This is a genomic window from Nitratireductor sp. CH_MIT9313-5, assembly GCF_037029545.1.
Classification (GTDB): domain Bacteria; phylum Pseudomonadota; class Alphaproteobacteria; order Rhizobiales; family Rhizobiaceae; genus Chelativorans.
Window position 1 is genome coordinate 80,906 of sequence record NZ_JAYMER010000016.1, and the last position, 19,044, is coordinate 99,949.

Annotated in this window: 17 protein-coding genes and 1 tRNA gene; 11 read left to right on the top strand and 7 right to left on the bottom strand. The window is 58.4% G+C overall.

The features are described 5' to 3' along the window. Both WA367_RS12995 and WA367_RS13000 read right to left on the bottom strand, forming a co-directional pair. Window positions 1-714 (bottom strand): vWA domain-containing protein (locus WA367_RS12995; protein WP_336057198.1); only part of this gene is annotated, 714 nt, incomplete at its 3' end. Between the two features lie 26 nt (window positions 715-740). Next, window positions 741-1,724: a hypothetical protein gene (locus WA367_RS13000; RefSeq protein WP_336057388.1), complete on the bottom strand. Its 984-nt coding sequence runs from the start codon at window positions 1,722-1,724 to the stop codon at window positions 741-743. A gap of 203 nt (window positions 1,725-1,927) precedes the next feature. Here WA367_RS13000 and WA367_RS13005 point away from each other — a divergent pair, with 203 nt between their 5' ends. The 3 genes from WA367_RS13005 to WA367_RS13015 are packed head-to-tail and all read left to right on the top strand — an operon-like array spanning window position 1,928 to window position 4,895. Beyond that, entirely contained in the window at window positions 1,928-2,434 is a 507-nt protein-coding gene (locus tag WA367_RS13005) for an oxidoreductase (protein ID WP_336057199.1), read from the top strand. Further along, entirely contained in the window at window positions 2,431-4,239 is a 1,809-nt protein-coding gene (locus WA367_RS13010; protein ID WP_336057200.1) for a sensor histidine kinase, read from the top strand. Before WA367_RS13005 ends, WA367_RS13010 begins: the two co-directional genes overlap by 4 nt. Next, complete coding sequence (locus tag WA367_RS13015) at window positions 4,239-4,895, top strand: response regulator (protein ID WP_336057201.1); 657 nt, start codon at window positions 4,239-4,241, stop codon at window positions 4,893-4,895. The genes WA367_RS13010 and WA367_RS13015 overlap by 1 nt, the downstream gene beginning before the upstream one ends. A gap of 465 nt (window positions 4,896-5,360) precedes the next feature. Here WA367_RS13015 and WA367_RS13020 read toward each other — a convergent pair whose 3' ends face one another. Next, entirely contained in the window at window positions 5,361-7,001 is a 1,641-nt protein-coding gene (locus WA367_RS13020) for a DUF6538 domain-containing protein (protein WP_336057202.1), read from the bottom strand. Between the two features lie 85 nt (window positions 7,002-7,086). After that, window positions 7,087-7,176 (bottom strand) — tRNA-Ser (locus tag WA367_RS13025). 508 nt (window positions 7,177-7,684) lie between these two features. Here WA367_RS13025 and WA367_RS13030 point away from each other — a divergent pair. After that, window positions 7,685-8,746, top strand: coding sequence for a porin (locus WA367_RS13030; RefSeq protein ID WP_336057203.1), 1,062 nt, complete (start codon window positions 7,685-7,687; stop codon window positions 8,744-8,746). Between the two features lie 180 nt (window positions 8,747-8,926). Here the strand turns inward: WA367_RS13030 and WA367_RS13035 are convergent, their stop codons facing one another. Further along, entirely contained in the window at window positions 8,927-11,002 is a 2,076-nt protein-coding gene (locus WA367_RS13035) for a transglycosylase SLT domain-containing protein (RefSeq protein WP_442935589.1), read from the bottom strand. Window positions 11,003-11,294: 292 nt separating this feature from the next. Between WA367_RS13035 and dapA the strand changes: the two genes are divergently transcribed. Together dapA and smpB are read left to right on the top strand one after the other, a co-directional pair. Beyond that, entirely contained in the window at window positions 11,295-12,176 is an 882-nt protein-coding gene (gene dapA, locus WA367_RS13040; protein WP_336057205.1) for a 4-hydroxy-tetrahydrodipicolinate synthase, read from the top strand. 25 nt (window positions 12,177-12,201) lie between these two features. Further along, window positions 12,202-12,675, top strand: a complete 474-nt coding sequence (smpB, locus tag WA367_RS13045; RefSeq protein WP_336057206.1) for an SsrA-binding protein SmpB — start codon at window positions 12,202-12,204, stop codon at window positions 12,673-12,675. Between the two features lie 72 nt (window positions 12,676-12,747). Here the strand turns inward: smpB and WA367_RS13050 are convergent, their stop codons facing one another. Together WA367_RS13050 and WA367_RS13055 are read right to left on the bottom strand one after the other, a co-directional pair. Further along, window positions 12,748-13,410 (bottom strand): uracil-DNA glycosylase, encoded by a 663-nt coding sequence (locus tag WA367_RS13050; protein WP_336057207.1) that lies wholly within the window; start codon window positions 13,408-13,410, stop codon window positions 12,748-12,750. Continuing rightward, complete coding sequence (locus tag WA367_RS13055) at window positions 13,407-13,994, bottom strand: LabA-like NYN domain-containing protein (RefSeq protein WP_336057208.1); 588 nt, start codon at window positions 13,992-13,994, stop codon at window positions 13,407-13,409. Before WA367_RS13055 ends, WA367_RS13050 begins: the two co-directional genes overlap by 4 nt. A gap of 309 nt (window positions 13,995-14,303) precedes the next feature. Between WA367_RS13055 and rpoZ the strand changes: the two genes are divergently transcribed. The 5 genes from rpoZ (at window position 14,304) to lepB (ending at window position 19,044) form a co-directional block, all read left to right on the top strand. Further along, entirely contained in the window at window positions 14,304-14,702 is a 399-nt protein-coding gene (rpoZ, locus tag WA367_RS13060) for a DNA-directed RNA polymerase subunit omega (protein WP_336057209.1), read from the top strand. Window positions 14,703-14,830: 128 nt separating this feature from the next. Continuing rightward, a complete protein-coding gene (locus tag WA367_RS13065; protein WP_336057210.1) occupies window positions 14,831-17,083 on the top strand; it encodes a RelA/SpoT family protein in 2,253 nt (750 codons plus the stop codon). Window positions 17,084-17,251: 168 nt separating this feature from the next. Beyond that, window positions 17,252-17,794, top strand: a complete 543-nt coding sequence (locus WA367_RS13070; RefSeq protein ID WP_442935581.1) for a DUF2062 domain-containing protein — start codon at window positions 17,252-17,254, stop codon at window positions 17,792-17,794. After that, complete coding sequence (gene acpS / locus WA367_RS13075; RefSeq protein WP_336057212.1) at window positions 17,791-18,195, top strand: holo-ACP synthase; 405 nt, start codon at window positions 17,791-17,793, stop codon at window positions 18,193-18,195. The genes WA367_RS13070 and acpS overlap by 4 nt, the downstream gene beginning before the upstream one ends. Before the next feature lie 99 nt (window positions 18,196-18,294). After that, a complete protein-coding gene (gene lepB / locus WA367_RS13080; protein ID WP_336057213.1) occupies window positions 18,295-19,044 on the top strand; it encodes a signal peptidase I in 750 nt (249 codons plus the stop codon).

Genomic DNA, 19,044 nt, shown 5'->3' on the forward strand with positions numbered 1-19,044 from the left:
GCCTGTCCTGACCTGCTCGGGTACTGCGATCTGTATATCGACTTGCGGAGGGGCTTCTGGCTCGGGTTCCTCCTGTTCAACCGGCTTCAGCTCGACCACGCTTTGCACATGCGTCAGCGCTTCTTTCAGCTCGGCTGCGTTTTGCGCTGGGACAAAGGTTCCGCCTGTATTTTCGGCAATACAAGCCAACCCTGCATGTTCCTCATCGTTCAGGTCAAACCCCACCACATGCGCAGTAAAATCCACGCCCTTCTGCGCGAGCTCTGTCGACAACGCGCAGGGATCGGCCTGACAGGTCTCCAGTCCGTCGGATATCAGGATTACCGTCGCCGGCACGTCGCGATAAGACAATTGCTCGGCAGCCTGACGGATGCTCTCGGTCAGTGGTGTGCGTCCGCGGGGCGAGATCCGGCTGATGGCTTTCTCGAAGGCGGACCGGTCCAGCGGCGCGGGTGCGATGAGTGTTTCGATGTCACTGCAATCCGCCTTGCGACGGTGTCCATAGGCCATAAGCCCGATATTTGTGCGCTCCGGCCAGCTTTCGATGAGATCTCCCATCACGTCACGCGCGATCTCGAACTTGGACACGCCGTCGATCTGGCCCCACATCGAACCCGAGCCGTCAAGAACGATGACGACCTCCTCAGCCGCGCTGGTGGTGACACTGATGCTCATTACCGCAGCCGCAAGCAGGGCAGCTCCAGGAAGTTTCATGATCTTCTCCTCCGTCCGCACTGTCTTCAGGCCGGGCGCAAGCCACCGCCTTCCGGTTCCGGCGGTTGTTCTGCGCCCAAGGCACGTTGCTTCAGCTTCCGATATTTCGCGGACATCTGCTCCAGACGTGCATCCCATTCCGGATCGGGCTGTTGGCCTTCGATGGTCTTGAAGAATACCTGCATCAGACAGGCGATGGCGAAGGGTTCCAGTACCGCAGCCTTGACCGCCCAGGCGAAGAGGAGCGCGAATACGATGCCGCCGGCCGCCCATGCACCAGGCATGAGATAAACAACGAGTGCTGCGGGCGCGAGCATCACCAGGAAGACAACGAAGCTGAGCGAGTAGACGAAGATCGCGAGCCAGGCCGCGTTCTTCAGCATCACCTTGTAATTCTGCCCATAGAGGATCAGTGCGTTCTTCGCAGAAGCCCATGAATTATTAGAGTGGGTGCGGATCGCGTGGGCGAGGATGACTTCATCAATGAAGCCCACCGCCACACGCAGAAATGCGTGCAAAATACCGGCCAACTGGTTGACGCCGGGGATTGGGAGGATCGTCAGGATGCCCCGGACCAGGCCGGTGATCGCGCCGATCACACCCTTGATCAGCTGGTCGAGCGCGAAAAGGACACTGGTCTGGGCGAAGCGGTTCTTCACCACGTCTGTCGCATGAGAGACCTGCGACTTGCCCTCGGGCATGGGGTTACCGTCGACCAGTTGTACAAGTACTGCAACATGGCCTGCCTTGACGATGTAAAGGATGTATTCGCGTACCCAGTACATGATCGCGCCGAACAGGCCGAAGCCGATCGCCCCGCCCCAGAAGGTGGAGGTCGCACGGAAGCCTTCGTCGCCAAAACCACCGACACCGTAGCCGATACCAGCACCGGTTCCGGTAACGAGGATATAGCCAAGCGTAATGCCGAAATAGACTGCCAGACGCAGCAAGATGAACGGCATGGTGCGCACCATCATCGTCAGTGCGCGGCCAATACTGAAGTCCCACATAGCCTTGTTCACTCCCCGCATTCTTGCCAATTTGGATTGGATCTAAGCAAATGATGCGCGTCCGCGCCCCGTTCATTTGAACGGGTACGCGCGATGAAACTACGCTATACTGCTCCCGAACCATGCCATCTCCGTGAGGTGCCGCAGGGTTGGCGGGAGGAGTTCAGGGGGAGCCGTTCGATGGGGTGACGGACTTTCGCAGTATGAGATCTGTGGTGCGGGCAGGCTTGCTGCTGGCGGCATTTGCAGGCCCGGCATTGGCCGAACCCGATGTTCTGGCCAAGCCTGAAGGCGAACTTGTTTTGCAGGTGCACGGGGCCATCGGCAGAACAAATCTGAATGGCGCCGCCGTTTTCGACATGGCGATGCTGAAAGCCCTGCCGAAAGTGACACTCGACACGTCTACCGCCGTAACCGACGGCGTGAGAAGGTTCGACGGTTTTTTGATGCGCGACCTGCTTGTGCATGTTGTCGCGAGGGGCGACACCGTCACGGCTACGGCGCTAAACGACTATGTCATCGAGTTCGATGCGAGAGAGTTCTCGCGCTATGACGTTGTTGTTGCATATCAGATGGACGGAAAGCCGCTTCTGCCCAGCGGCAAGGGGCCGCTTTGGATCGTCTATCCGCGCGATCAGCATGCGGAACTGCAGGATATCCGCTATGACTATCGCTGGGTTTGGCAGCTAAAGCGGCTGGATGTCGAATGAGGGGACTGCGGCATCCCGCAATCGGCGTGGTGGTGCTTTCGCTCACCATCGGTGCATTCACACTTCTCATCGGATATTCGCTTTTCCGCATATCAGCCATTGAATGCGACATGCGCATGGAAGCGACCCAGAACATGCTTTGGGTGATCTCACGGGCGCAGGTGGCTGCGCTTGAGCTAAGTGAGGCAAGCGTTGAACATGCGCTGGGCGAGATCGATCAGCCGGGACTGGAGCAGTACTACAACGTGTTTCTCAGCCGTCTGGCACTGCTGGATGACGGTCCGCAGCGCAGACGGATGATCGAACTCGGTTTTGACGACGCGCTTGCAAGGCTACATGGGGACGTTGCCGAAATCGATGCGCTGATCAAATCCCCCGGTCCGCAAAGCGCTCAGCGCCTGCGGGCGCTGTTGAAACCCTACATCAAGGTCCTCAACCGGGCGGCAAACAGGGCCATGGTGACTGAATGGGATGCGCTCGGCAACAAGCTGGACAGTGCCCGCGAGAGGCTCTGGCATCTGATCGCTGCGATCATTGGCGTTGCGCTGGCAGGGGCGGCGTTGTGCACGCACCTGTTGATGGCCACGCGCGAGGCAAAGCGTCGAACGCGTCTGCTCGGCAAGGAAAAGGCGTTTTCGGAATTGCTGATCGCTTCAAGTGGCGAAGGTATTATCGCGGTAGACACCAATCGCCGTTGTACCGTCTGGAACGAGGCGGCAAGGCTTCTGTTCGGCATGTCCCAGCGGGAGACGATCGGCCGTCCTCTGAACGAGGTGGCGGAGTTCTTTCAGATCGACGGTATCCAACGCGCCATCGAAGCGTCACTCGGCGGACAGGCTGCGACCTTGCTTGATCAACCGTTCTTTCAACGGGTTGAAGACGAGCCACGATATGTGGACCTGCGTTTCTTCTCGCTGCGCGACGGGATGCGGATCGTGGGCTCCATACTGCTCGTATCGGATGTCACCGAACAGCGCGCAGCACAGCGACAGATCGCGGATCATCGCGATCATCTCGAACAGCTTGTTCATGCACGCACCGAAGAGCTTAACGACGCGCTGAAGCGTGAACGTGAATCTGCGGAGCTGTATCGAAATTTCGGGGCGATGATATCGCACCAGTTCCGAACTCCATTGGCCATCGTCGACTCGGCTCTGCAGCGCCTCATGCGGCGCAGCGGACAGATGGCACAGGACGAGCTGAATGAACGCGCGGGCCGGGCGCGTCAGGCCGTCGCCAGGATGACCAAGCTGGTCGAGAGCACGTTGGATGCCGCCCGGCTCGATGCAGGGCAGCTGGAAATCCGCGCGCAAGCCTGCGATCTCGTCCAGATCGTGAACGATCTCTGCACCCGCCAATCCCAACTGACGCCCGAAAGACGGATCGAAATCGACTTGCCGGAGGCCGGCACCTTCACCGCGCTTTGCGATCCGGTCCATGTCGAGAATATCCTGACCAACCTGCTCTCCAACGCGATCAAGTATTCGGCTCCGGAGACCGTGATCGGCGTGAATGTCACGTCCAATGGCAGCCAAGTGGAGTGCAGTGTGGTCAATCAGGGCACCATCGCTTGCCGAAACGAAAGGGAGGCAATCTTCGAACGTTATTTTCGCGGCAGCAATTCAGAAGGCCGGCCAGGCATCGGCATCGGCCTTTACATGTCGCGAACACTTGCGCGCATGCAGGGCGGTGATGTTCGGCTTTCTGTCGTGAGGCCAGGTTGGCTCACCTTCACGGTTTCGCTTCCGCAGGCAGAGGCCACTCAGCATACGCCCAGCGCTTCTCTTCTGTCGGAGCTTACGTGATGTCTCTTTTGCAAAAGCAGCAGGCAGAGCGGCCGCTCATCCTGTGCATCGAGGATGAGCCGGATCTGCGACGGGACGTAGCTGAGGAACTTTCGGAGGCCGGTTACAGCGTGCTTGAGGCAGGCGATGGTCTGCAGGCACTCGATTTGCTCGATATTGCCTGCCCCGATCTTATCCTGTGCGACATTTCCATGCCCGGCATCGACGGCTACGAGGTTCTCGAGGCGGTGCGGGCCAAGGGCGACGACCATGCGGGAACGCCCTTCGTGTTTCTGACCGCATTGGCGGATCCGCGGGAAGTCGTGGAAGGAAAACGGTTTGGTGCTGACGACTACCTCGTCAAACCGATCGACTATGATCTTTTGCTGGCGACGATCGAAGCGCGCCTGCGTCAGGTTGCACGGCTTCGATCCCTGCAGCGCGAACCGGGCGATTCCATCAGTGAAGCGGTTCTTCGCGATCAGTTCGGATTAACAGCCGCCGAGGCGCGAGTGGCCCTGACACTCACCGAAGGTTTCAGTTTGGCAGAGGTCGGCCAATGTCTGGGCGTTTCTCGCACCACCACCGCTTATCACCTGCGCAATATTTTTCAAAAAACCGGCGCAAGGCGACAGACCGAACTCATTTCGATATTGCTGCGTGGGCGGAATGGTTAGATTTCCGAGACTGAACAAACAAGAGTTTCACTGCAGTACTTTGCCCATACCGCGTCGACACGACGCGCGTTTGGCCGGGTCTTTGGGTATAAAGTGGTGTTCCGGCTTTCTATTTTAGGCGGCCGCACATCCTTCCAAACCGGCCAAGCCGTAAACAGTATGGACGATACCGATGTGGCCGAGCGGCACCACGCTCCCGTTGCGCTGTAGTAGCAAGAGCGTTCAGGTTAAGCGGCAGCGCAAAAGGTGGGAGCGGATCTGCAGGATTTGCAAATTGTGGGGCATAGCTTCCGTTCCGGATCCTGAAGGTCAAAAAGTTGGTACTCGGTCCAGGCAAAGTCTGCCTCAATCGGGGAAAGGCGGTGTGAGACACCGGACGAAGTTCTCACACTCGGGGAAATCCAGACCCGCCAGCGGTTCTCCCGCGTAGATATGATGCTCACTTAGCGTTTCACCCAGGTGCAATCACTGCTCCAAGGTGGGATCAGCGGCTGAAGTTGGCGTTCGACATGCGGCACCGTCCAGTTGTAGGTCAACCTCGTACCGCGGCAACTTGGATATCTCGTGAAGTAACACATCTGGCGGGAAATCGCCGTATGCCTCACCTTCCGTTGCCGGAACATGACCCTGCATATAGTCGCGCGCGCCGACATCCATCATTACCTTGCGGGCTGTAGTTTTGAAGCGATGTCGCCAGGCATGGTTTGGCAGGACAGATCTGTCGGTGATGCCTAGTTCGCGTACCCACTTCGCGATGCGCTCTCCAATCTTCTTTGATTGCGGGTTCATTTCGCTGCCATTGCGGCTGCGTTTGGGATCGTAAAACAACGGGCCCAGGCCGGATTTCTGGACGAACTTCAAGAACCCTTGCTCGATGAGGTGAGGATGGATCGCCACGTGGCGCGCACTTTCGTTCTTGGTAGATCCGGCATCTGGTGTAATCCATACCAGCCAAACGCCATCCTCCTGCCGGATGTCCTGTGCTCGAAGCTGGCTCACCTCACCGACGCGTGCGCCGAGATAGGCACACAGCCAGGGCACCCAACGACGCGCGGCAGCGTGTTCGCGGCTGAACCCTTCAGGTGCTGGATCCAACGTTGCGCGGAGGATTGTGAGTGCCTCCCCGTCCGTGAAGCCCTTCGGTCGTAGCTTTCTCTTCTTGTCAGCCTTCAGTGTGACAGTTGCAAAGGGGTTTGAGGGAATTTCCCGGTTCGTCACAGCCCAATTGCAGAGTGATCGCATGGAAGCCAGATAGGCGTTTCTGATGGAGTTGTTGCTAAGTCCAGACGCAACCAGGCGATTTTTCCAGGAAATTGCCCAATCCACCGTGATGCCCGAAAGATAAGGATGCTCATTTTCGACAGAAGCAACAATCGGCCGCCAGCGCTTGATGGTTGCTGGCTTCAACTTCGACTCCGCGGAATATCTTTCGAACAGCTCCAGTGGTGATGCTCGGCGCTCCTGACCCACCGCATGATGGCCATCTGCAGCAGTTGAACCTGTCAACTTGGCGAAGCGCTCGGCCTCCGGGTCCGGTCGATAGTCGCCGTCGGCGAGGCGGTAGATGTGTTCATGAGCGAGCAGCATCGCCAAGTTTACTGCTTCCGTTATTCGAAGGTAACTCTCCGGATCGACCCGATAGCCTTTGCGCAAAAGATATGCGTCCACCACTCTTTTATGCCGCTTGCGCACCGCTTCTTCTAAACACCTACGTGAAAATTCGGGATCTGTTCCCATAAGTGTCACTTTGACCTTTTCAGGACGTAGAGAAGACCGATCAATCAGGAGTCTGCCCATCCAGTCCAATGGTTTGCCTGGATTTTCCTCGTGCGCTGCCACTTTCTCACGGTAGATTTCCCCGGCTATCGCACTGGCTTCTTTCTGGCTGACCGTGCGCACACCCTTACGCAGTTCCATCCATTGCGCTTCGATCTCGGCCGCAAGTTCGGCATGGCGCTGCTTTGCAGCGATGGGGTCGCGCGTTCCCAGGCTGATCTTGATCTCGGTCTTGCCAATGATGGAACGCAGGTCCTTGGGCACGCGCTTGCGAAACTGCAGAAAAGACGATTCAGGACGTTTGGATGGACGATTCATTTTGAGGACCATGTGTACCGCCTTTGTGTACCAGTAGGACGGTTGCAGATCCCTTAAACTCAAAGAGTTGAGCGTTTACAGGCTTTTGGGTGCGTCATGGCGGAGAGGAAGGGATTCGAACCCTCGAGACGGTTGCCCGTCTACTCCCTTAGCAGGGGAGCGCCTTCGACCACTCGGCCACCTCTCCGGCGCAAGCGCTGGATAAAGAAAACCTGCGCGACAATCAACATGCCAAAACGGCTTTCATACACATTATCTATATAGGGGGCGAAATCTTCCCTGGCATTTCGACATTCTCCCGCGCAACTCGGCAGCCGAGTCGGCGATTCAGCGCTCCGAAACATGCTCGTGATTCCCTCCACTGATTCCGGTCTGGCAGCCTGATATCGCCTGTTTCGAGGCTGGACATGGCCTCCTCTGCCACATTCCAAACGCCGCAAAACCGTTCAGAAACTTAACAATTCCTTTCTAAGGTCCCGCTTATCGTGTCATTTGTGCAACAGCGATCTTCGATAGCGCCCCAGATGTGGCGTGAAGGTGGCAATCGCAGTTGATCGGCAATGCGGCTTGAGTAATGTCGCTCTCGAAGAAGGAGCGCAGAGCTGCTTTTTCGTGCATTGGGGATGGGGCAGGGAACGCTGTCCTTCAGCAAAAGCCCAGACCCTTTTTTAAGAACTTTGACTGGAGGTCAGAAAATGAACATTAAGAGCCTTCTTATCGGCTCGGCAGCTGCAACGGCTGCTGTTTCGGGCGCTCAGGCGGCCGACGCCATCGTCATCCCACAGCCGGAGCCGATGGAATATGTCCGCGTCTGTGACGTTTACGGCGCTGGCTTCTTCTACATCCCGGGCACCGAGACCTGCCTGAAGATCGGCGGCTATGCTCGTTACCAGATCGACTGGGCTGAGGGCGATGACGGCTGGCGCAAGCTGGCCCGCGGTACACTGACTGTGGATGCTCGCTCTGAGACCGAGTACGGTACGCTGGGCGCTTTCATCGAGCTTCGTGCGAATTCCAGCACCACCAACCCTGTTCCGCACCTGGATAACGATGGTGATGCACTGTCCACCGGTGTTGGCGGTACGGTAGGCCTGCAGCAGGCAATCATCTCGCTCGGTGGCCTCTCCATGGGTCTTTCCGACACGCTTTATGATGCCGGGCTTTCCGGTGAGTTCGACTCCGGTGGCGGCGATCGCGTTCATTTCATCCGCTACACCTTCGATGCAGCGAATGGTGTATTCGTCTCCGTCGCTCTCGAAGAAGCTGACACAAACTATGACTACACGCCGAATGTAGTTGGCAGCCTGGGCGTTGCTCAGGGTTGGGGCTCCGCTACGCTCTGGGGCGCATATGATGCGACTGCAGAAGAGTGGGCTGCTAAGGGTATCGCCAAGATCAAGGCAACCTCCGCCCTTACGCTTGAGCTGCTCGGTACCTACGAGTCCGGCCATAGCTTCTACTCGGTATCCAATGGCAGCATCACTGGTGCAAATCTCGCCGGATATGAGTTCTCCGCGGGAGGCTACATCAAGTATGCTGTTTCTCCGAAGGTTGCTATTGGCTTCGGTGGTCAGTACTTCGCGAACCAGCACAACACACAGTTCGATGATTACGCTCTCGGCGCAGTCCTCGACTACCAGATCGTCGAGAACTTCGACGCCAAGCTGGCTGTGAACTACCGTGATGGCGACACCTACGATGCCAATCCGACCGCAGGCAACTGGAGCGGTTTCGCTCGCTTCACCCGCTCCTTCTAATTTCGGTTAGAAGTACGGATAGGAAACCCGGCAGCCTCGCTGCCGGGTTTTCTTTTTGTCTGGTTGTTTAATTCAGCTGCATAATCGGTGATGCAGGCAACGCGAAGGTGTTGCAGCTGCCGAAATTCAGCAGCCTCGCCCTTGCTGATGTGGCTGTGTGCAGAACAACCGCTACAGGTTTCAGTTCCTGCGCCCGAGCACGAGATCCTTTTCAGCCTCGAACGCCCCCGTCAGGCGCATCTTGTAGACCTGGTAATTTTCGAAAACGCGTTGAACATAGTTCCGCGTTTCGGTGAACGGGATGCGCTCTATCCAGTCAACGACCTCTTCGATCGGCCGCCCGCGCGGATCTCCGAAGCGCTCGATCCACTGGAGCGAACGTGAGGGGCCAGCATTATATCCGACAAAGGTCAGGATATAGGAGCCGTCGAAACGGTCGAGCTGTTGGCTGAGATAGGCCGCACCCAGCGTCGCATTATAGGCCGCATCATCGGTCAGTCTTGCGGTGGAATAGGCAACACCCGAAACACGAGCCATCTCGCGGGCGGTGCCGGGTAGAAGCTGGAGGATACCGCGTGCGCCTGCATGCGAGACGACACCGGTTCTGAATTCGCTCTCCTGCCTGCCGATGGCATAAGCCAGCGCCTTGCCGGCCCCGGTAACGCTCGCCTGGGCAGGAATGGCACCGGTCGGATGAGCCAGAGCGCCGATATTGAGACCGCGTGCGGCTGCTGCCTTGCCAACCCTCAGCGCGAGATAATGGTCACCGCGCGTTTCAGCGAGCTCGGCAAGCAGTGTGAGTTCCTGAACGCTTTCCAGTTCCTCGGCGAGATCGCGATAGAGCATGTCCGCCCGCCAGGTCTGGCCGACTTCCTCAAGACGGCGCAGTGCCCGCACCGGTTCGCGCGCGAAAAAGATCTTGCGGTCCGGAATGGTCGTTGAAGGCGGTACTGCGCTAATTTCTCTCCTGCCAAGCTTGGCCGCGGCCAACTGCCCGTAGAAGGCCGTGTCATAGCGTGCGGCTGCTTCATAATGCGCGTTGTCCCCGCCATTTCCTGCAGCTTCCGCAGCCCGCCCGAGCCAGTAAAAGGCGCGCGCATTGGAAATGGGACCATCTGCCACGGCCGCGATCTGCTGGAAGTGGCGTGCCGCTTCATGGGGACGGTTCAGAAAACGCAAGGCATACCAGCCGGCATGAAAAGCGGCATCGGCAATGGTGGACGCGCCGCCGACGCGTTGGGCAGCTGCCACCCGGTAGGCAAGCTCATATTCCTCGATATCCAGAAGCTCACGAGAAAGCACGCGCCGCTCCTGCCACCAAAGCTTGGGCTCGGCATAGTGCTCAGGCGCAGTAGGTGCCGCCAGTATGGCTTCCGCGGCTTTCAGATATTCACCCTTGCGACGCAGATAGCGCGCCTTGGCGAAATAATAGCCGGGTGTGCGCTGCGATGTTGGAACCGCATCCAGCAATTCGGACGCATCAGCCTCCTTGCGAATGGCTGCAGCCCATGCCAACGCCAGGGCTTCAGCGTCGGCCTCCTCGGCAATGCGCAAGGCTGAACGTATACGGTCCGCGTGCAACATGCGCTCCATCCTGAAACGATGGTCGCTACGGGTCAGCAACCGGCCGAACTCATCCAGAAAAGCCGCTTCTTCCCTCGCGCTAAGCTTTGCGGAGTGCCAATAGGGTGCGATCACATCATGGGCCCGGTCATCATTGCCCAGAGCCATATGTGCGCGGGACAGGGCAAGCTGTCCTTCGGTCGTGAGTGGCACATCCCCTTCAATGGCCGCCACGATCTCGGAAGGAGAATGAGCGTCCCGAAGGCGCGCGCGCTCCAGATTTCGAGCGAGCCTTTCCATGCCGGGCCAGCCTGCCAGAACCGTCCGAGCCTTTTCCAGCTCTGCTGCGCGCACGGACCATTCGCCCGACATCGCTACCGCCCAGGTCAGGATCTTCTCGTTCAAGGAGCCCGGCTTGAAACTGTCACGTACGGCGAGAACAGCCCCCACATCTCCCTTGCGCAGCGCCTCCAGCGCGTCACGCAGTTCGGCATGTTCCATTCTCTGCGGCAGCGTCGGGGCGAAGGCGGCGGCTCCTGCGGCTGTTGCCGCAGACGCTGCGGCAATCTCTGGCCGAGGTTCGGGGAGGGGTGCTTCCTGCGGCAGCGAGAGCTTGCCCGCATGGGCTGCGTGAGCGAGTGCCAGAGGCGCAGTTGCCAATGCGAGCGCCATTGCGCCGAAACGTAGATGCATCATTTCACCAATATCCGGGGTCAGCTTAGCTTACTGCGGATCACGCGCAAATGCGCTCCAGCATCTCTGATCTTAGTGGCAGTTAATGCTGTTGTGATGTCACATCATGGCTGAGTTGAGCCGCAAATATCGCTGTATCGTGCGTGCAACACTTCTGTGCCAATGACCCGCTTCGCATTCTTCTTGCGGGTAATCCATGGCAAGACTATGGTGCCGCGCCTTGGCCCCATATATGAGCGACAGGAATTGGCGCTATCAGGGGCGTCCATCAGAAATTTTGAGGAGTTTTCGCATGTTCAGAGGTTCCATCACCGCGTTGGTGACGCCATTCAGCCAGGATGGAAGCCTCGACAAAAAAGCTTTCGGCGACTTTGTCGAATGGCAGATAGCGGAAGGCTCCAACGGTCTGGTTCCGGTGGGCACGACGGGCGAATCTCCCACGCTGACGCATGAGGAGCATCGCGAGATCGTGCGCATCTGTGTCGAAGTGGCAAACAAGCGTGTGCCGGTGATTGCCGGTGCGGGTTCCAATTCCACGCGTGAAGCAATCGGCTTCGTGGAGCATGCGGAAAAGGTCGGCGCTGATGCCGTTCTTGTCGTTACGCCATACTACAACAAGCCAAACCAGCGCGGGCTCTATGAGCATTTTGCGGCGGTGGCGCGTTCCACCAGCCTGCCGATCATCATCTACAACATCCCGCCGCGTTCGGTGATTGACATGAGTGCGGAAACCATGGGCCGCCTGGCTGCGGACTTTTCCAACATAGTTGGTGTGAAGGATGCCACCTCCAAGGTGGACCGCGTGTCCGAACAGCGCGCGACCTGCGGCTCGGATTTCATTCAGCTATCCGGCGAGGATGCATCTGCGCTTGGCTTCAACGCACATGGCGGTGTCGGCTGTATCTCGGTCACGGCCAATGTGGCACCGCGGCTTTGCGCGCAGTTCCAGGAAGCGAGCCTCAATGGCGACCGCGATCTGGCTCTGGAACTGCAGGACCGCCTGATGCCATTGCACCGCGCGCTCTTCATCGAGCCCAATCCGTCAGGCGCGAAATACGCGCTGTCGCGCCTTGGCAAGCTGGAAAACACTCTGCGCAGTCCGTTGGTGCCCGTTGAGGCCGAGACCGCCGCTCGTATCGACGATGCCCTGAAACATGCCGGCCTGATGAACTGAGGCTGGCCTCAAACGTTAGAGCGATATGGCTCAGGAAAAGAACAAGAATTTCAAGGTCGTTGCCGAAAACCGCAAGGCCCGCTTCTCCTATGAGATCATCGATACTCTGGAAGCGGGGCTTGTGCTTACCGGCACTGAGGTGAAATCCCTGCGCGAAGGGCAGGCAAATATTCAGGAGTCATACGCTTCTGCCGAGGACGGAGAGATCTGGTTGATCAACTCCTATATCCCGGAATATTTCGCGGGAAATCGCTTCAATCACGAGCCGCGCAGGCGGCGCAAGCTCTTGCTTTCAAAGCGGGAAATGTCGCGGCTGGCGCAGGCCGTGGACCGCGAAGGCATGACCATGGTCCCACTCAAGATGTATTTTAACGAGCGCGGCCTCGCGAAGCTTCAGATTGCGGTTGGCAAGGGCAAAAAGCTCCACGACAAGCGCGAGACCGAGAAGAAGCGCGACTGGAATCGGGAGAAGGCGCGGCTGTTGAAGGAACGAGGGTGAGGCGGAGAAGGTAGTAGTTAGTGGGTAGTTGCTAGTAGGTGTTGACTGCAGATGTACGGCACGCCAGCCTCACTACTCACTCAAATACTCTCGCACCCGCCGAAACACTTCAACGAACATCTCCTCTGTCAGCCGCCCCGTATTCGTGTTGTAGCGCGAGCAATGGTAGCTGGAGAAAATGCGGTAACCACCGGCCTGCTGTTCGGCGCCGTGGGCGAAGGGGTAATCCTTCACCTTCAGGCCAAGTGCTCTGACGGTGGATTGGTGGGCAATCGTCCCTAGGGTCACGATCGCACTAATGTTTTCAAAGCGTTCGATCGTGGGGCGGAAATAGGCGTCGCGGCAGGTGTTGATCTCCGCGCCGATCGGCTTGTTTTCCGGCGGTACGCAGCGAACGGCATTGACGATGGCCGCATCCAGAAGCTCAAGGCTGTCATCGGGTCGCGCCTCGAAGCGACCGCGGGCAAAGCCATGGGCAATCAGCGTCTCGTAAAGCAGGGTGCCGGCATAGTCGCCGGTAAAAGGGCGCCCGGTGCGGTTGGCTCCGCGCAATCCGGGAGCAAGACCGACAATCAATAGGCGTGCCGCATCTTCACCCTGTGCGGGTGAGAAGGTGGGAACGGGAGAATTGAACCATTCCGGTTCGCGCTTGCGCCACTCGTTCAGAAAGCCGTGAAGGCGAGGGCACAGCGTGCAGGTGCGTGGCGGCTCACCTGGCCGCGCGTCCACACTCATTCCGCATCGTCATTGTCGAATTCGGGCTCCGCCTCGGGTCGGCGCATTGGACGCTCCGAAGGATCGCGGCCAATTTCACCCTGCAGAGCAGCCAGATCGATATAGGCATCCGCCTGACGCCGCAGCTCGTCGGAGATCATGGGCGGCTGGGACTGGATCGTGGAGACGACGCTAACCTTGCGGCCCTTGCGCTGCAACGCCTCGACCAGGGTGCGGAAATCACCGTCGCCGGAGAAGATGACATAGTGATCCACGACATCGGTCAGTTCCATCGCGTCGATGGCCAGCTCGATATCCATGTTGCCCTTGATCTTGCGGCGACCGGACGAGTCCGTAAACTCTTTCGCCGGCTTGGTGACCACCTTGTAGCCATTATAGTCAAGCCAATCGATCAGCGGGCGGATTGAAGAATACTCCTGATCTTCAACCAGTGCGGTATAGTAATAGGCGCGAAGCAGGTAAGCTTTCTTCTGAAAGCTGGACAGCAGTTTGCGGTAATCAATGTCGAAACCCAGTGCACGCGAGGTAGCGTAGAGATTCGCGCCATCAATAAACAGGGCAATCTTTTCGCGTGGATCAAACATGACCTAATATCCTTCGTGGCAATTTCTGCGGAGCTGAAATGCGGTCACTGAAATAGCGGCTCCGCATGCCCCTTTACGCATAAATGAATTAGTGCGCGGTTGCGTTCAATCCAATGCTGTTTAAATTTGGGTTGTCAATGTGCATATGGCCTGTGCACCGGCCTGACATCAGAATAATCGCACGCTTACAACCGCTGACTTTGCTCAACTCTTGTGGTGCACGCGGGCGGAAACGCTTGTAATCTGCAGGCAGAGAAGTTATCTACTGCGCCAGATTTCCCGAAATTGCATGCATGAAAGGGGCAGCTCATGGCCCGCGTCACCGTTGAAGATTGTATCGACAAGGTCGACAACCGCTTCGACCTCGTGCTTCTCGCCAGCCACCGTGCACGCCAGATCTCCCAGGGTGGGGCGATCACCGTTGATCGCGACAACGACAAGAACCCTGTTGTTGCACTGCGTGAGATCGCGGACGAGACGCTTTCGCCAGGCGATCTGCGCGAGGATCTGATCCACTCGCTGCAGAAGCATGTCGAAGTTGACGAGCCGGAAGCCGATGTGCCGACATTGCCGGCCGAGCCGGAAGCAGCGGCCGCAACTGCCGACGCACCGGAAGAAGAGCCGGTCTCCTTCGATCGCATGAGCGAGGAAGATTTGCTCGCAGGCATCGAAGGTCTGGTTCCGCCGGAGAAAAGCGACGACTTCTGATCGTCGGCTCCGCACGGCACTTCGCCGCGGTACCAACGCCTTGTTTTTGGCTGCATTAGGGCTTATGCGCCGTATAGCGAATACGGCGCATTTGTCGTTTGTGTGCTGAGCTTGGGGAGTAGCTGCCGATGATGCGTCAATATGAGCTTGTGGAGCGGGTACAGCGCTACAAGCCGGACGTGAACGAGGCACTTCTCAACAAAGCTTATGTCTACGCCATGCAGAAGCATGGCCATCAGCGCCGCGCATCGGGTGACCCATACTTTTCCCATCCGCTTGAAGTCGCAGCCATCCTCACCGACATGCATCTTGACGAGTCGACGATTGCTGTCGCTCTACTTCATGACACCATTGAAGATACGTCTGCCACGCGTGCGGAAATCGACGAGCTCTTCGGACCCGATATCGGCAAACTGGTGGAGGGGCTGACGAAGCTCAAAAAGCTTGATCTCGTCTCCAAGAAGGCAGCACAGGCGGAGAATTTGCGCAAGCTGCTGCTCGCCATCTCCGAAGATGTGCGCGTGCTGCTCGTCAAGCTGGCCGACCGCCTGCACAATATGCGCACGCTGCACCATGTCCCGGTGCACAAGCGACTTCGCATCGCCGAGGAGACGATGGAAATCTATGCGCCGCTTGCCGGTCGCATGGGCATGCAGGACATGCGCGAAGAGCTGGAAGAGCTTGCCTTCCGCTATACCAACCCGGAAGCCTTCCACGCCGTCACCGAACGTCTCGCCGACCTGCTGGAGCGCAACCGCGGCATTCTGGTGGAGATCGAGCGCTCGCTGGAAGAACTGTTTCGCAAGAACGAAATCAATGCGGTCGTCAAAAGCCGCCAGAAGAAGCCTTGGTCCGTCTTTCGCAAGATGGAAACGAAGGCGCTGTCCTTCGAACAACTTTCCGATATCTTTGGCTTTCGGGTAACTGTGGATACCGTCGAGGAGTGTTACCGGGCACTGGGCGCGATCCACACGACCTGGTCCCTGGTGCCCGGCCGCTTCAAGGATTACATCTCCACGCCGAAGCAGAACGACTACCGCTCCATCCACACGACTATTGTCGGGCCTTCGCGTCAGCGTGTCGAGCTGCAGATCCGTACGCATGAGATGGACAAGATCGCCGAATATGGCGTTGCAGCACACACGCTCTACAAGGATTTCGGCAGCCGCACCACGGTGCCCGGCCACCAGATTTCCAAAGACACCAACGCCTATGCATGGCTGCGCCGCACCATCGAGGCGCTTTCGGAAGGTGACAACCCGGAAGAGTTTCTGGAAAACACCAAGCTGGAGCTTTTCCAGGATCAGGTTTTCTGCTTCACGCCCAAGGGGCGCTTGATAGCTTTGCCGCGCGGGGCGACACCGATCGACTTCGCCTATGCTGTTCACACCGATATCGGCGATTCCTGCGTCGGCGCGAAGGTCAATGGACGCATCATGCCCCTGATGACCGAGCTGAAGAACGGCGACGAGGTCGAGATCGTACGCTCCAAGGGGCAGGTGCCGCCTGCCGCCTGGGAGTCCGTTGTCGTAACAGGCAAGGCCCGCTCGGCCATCCGTCGCGCCACGCGCAACGCAATCCGCAAGCAATATTCAGGCCTTGGCACGCGCATTCTGGAGCGCGCCTTCGAGCGAGTGGAAAAGACCTTCACCCGCGACGCCCTCAAACCTGTTCTCCATCGTCTTGCGCGCAAGGATGTGGAGGATGTGCTGGCTGCCGTCGGACGTGGCGAGATCTCGTCGCAGGATGTGATCCACGCCGTCTTCCCCGACTACAAGGATGAGCGCGTCACGCAGAACGCACCTGCCCGCGAGGAAGGCTGGTTCAACCTTCGCAATGCAGCCGGAATGCTCTTCCAGATCCCCGGCCGCTCGTCACGGCGCAAGTCCAAGGGCAAGGAACAGCAGCAGGGCGCGCAGCCGCAGGATGGCAATTCACTGCCGATTCGCGGTGTCAGCGGAGACCTGCCCGTGCGTTTTGCACCTGAAGGCGCAGTCCCGGGCGACCGCATTGTCGGTATCTTGCAGCCCGGCTCCGGCATAACCATCTATCCCATACAGTCGCCTTCGCTCACGGCCTTCGACGATCAGCCCGAGCGGTGGATTGACGTGCGGTGGGATATTGACGAACACAACTCGGAGCGTTTTCCCGCACGCCTGACGGTCACTGCGATCAATGAGCCAGGCTCACTGGCCGAGCTCACGCAGGTGATTGCGGCAAATGACGCAAATATTCACACGCTGACCATGGCGCGAACCGCACCGGATTTCACCGAGATGCTGTTTGACCTCGAAGTTTGGGATCTGAAGCATCTGAATCGCCTCATTTCGCAACTGAAGGAGGTTTCAAGCGTCAGCCATGTCGAGCGGGTGAACGGATAGGCACGATCTGCGTTGCAGTAGAGGACGAGAAAATTCGTCGCAGAAGATCGATTGAGAACACGGCGTTAACAGCAGGGCCCTATGATGGGACGAGGCACTGATCGCGTGTGGAAGTGGTGAATGCTTTTCAAGCGTAGGAAGCGAGCAGATTTTTGGGAACGGGTGCGCATGTTCCTGTGGCCGCGCCGCTCCTTCTGGCGTTCGGCACAATATTTTGCCAAACGCGCATTGAGGCTGCGCGCAACCCCTCATGCCATCGCAGGTGGAATTGCAGCAGGTGTTTTTGCTTCCTTCACGCCCTTTCTCGGATTCCACTTCGTGCTGGCAGCCGTTTTCGCCTGGATGATCGGCGGCAACCTTGTCGCCTCGGCAATCGGGACAGCTGTCGGAAACCCGCTGACCTTCCCCTTTATCTGGGGCGCGACATTGCAGATAGGCCGCTCAATCCTCACCGGAGGTCATCCCGGCGAAGCAGCACCGCTCCACATTGGTCGGGTTCTGCGCCATCTCGACTTCCACAAGCTCTGGGAGCCTTTCCTGAAGCCGATGACCGTCGGTGCAATCCCGCTGGGGCTTGCTGCGGCCATTATCGCCTATATTGTGACACGATGGACTGTCATCACCTTCCGCGAGCAGCGGCGCAAGCGTCTGTTGGAGAAGGCGCGCCGTCGGGCGATGGCTGAGACGGCAATGGCAACGGCAGGCGAATGATCATCGGACTAGGCAGCGACCTCATCGACATCAGGCGGGTCGCAAAGACATTGGAACGTCACGAAAAGCGCTTTACCCAGCGCGTATTCACCGAAATCGAACGACAGAAATCCGATCGGCGCAAGGAGCGGGCGGCGTCCTATGCCAAGCGTTTCGCTGCCAAGGAAGCCTGTTCTAAGGCGCTCGGCACGGGCCTCTCACGTGGCGTTTTCTGGCGCGACATGGGGGTCGTCAACCTTCCCGGCGGCAAGCCCACAATGCAGCTTACCGGTGGTGCGGCAAAGCGCCTTCAGGAAATGATGCCTGCCGGACATCGGCCGGTCATCCACCTCACCATTACCGACGATTACCCCCTGGCTCAGGCATTCGTGATCATTGAGGCTCTGCCGGGTGCCGAGTGATGATTTCAGCCCCGCTGGCCGATTGCCTGCAGGCGCTTCAACCGATAAGAGACAGCGCAGGAAAATGGCCGCGGCAAAGCGGCTGGAACTGAGGACGAAATGAGCGTGGCCGACAAAACCCGTAAGAAAACAGGCGGCATTGGCGAGACTGCCAGTGTCATCATTCAGGCGCTTCTGCTGGCGCTGGTGATCCGCACCTTGCTGTTCCAGCCATTCTCGATCCCCTCCGGCTCCATGCGTCCGACCCTGCTTGAGGGCGATTATCTGTTCGTGACGAAATGGGCCTATGGCTATTCGCGCCATTCGCTGCCGTTCTCACCGCCGCTTTTCTCCGGCCGCATTTTCGGCTCTGCGCCGGAGCGTGGTGATGTCGCCGTCTTTAAGTTCCCGCCCAACCCATCCCTTGATTACATCAAGCGCGTGATCGGCCTGCCGGGCGACCGCATCCAGATGCGCGACGGCCAGCTTTTCATCAATGGCGAAGCGGTTCAGCGCGAGAAGGTCGGTCAGATCGACGATCCCGACATCACCGAGATGACGCGCCCCGTGGACGTCTATCGCGAGACCCTTCCAAATGGCGTCTCATACGACACACTTGATCTTTCGCCGAACTCCATCGGTGACAATACGCGTGAATTCGTGGTGCCGGACGGCCACTATTTCATGATGGGCGACAATCGCGACAACTCCACCGACAGCCGCTTCTCCGTCGGCTTCGTGCCGGAGGAAAACCTCGTCGGCCGCGCCAATATCATTTTCTTCTCCATCGCCGGTGGCGCAAGCCCGCTGGAGCTTTGGAGATGGCCAAGCGAGTTGCGCCCGGGCCGGATTTTCAACTGGGTTGACTGA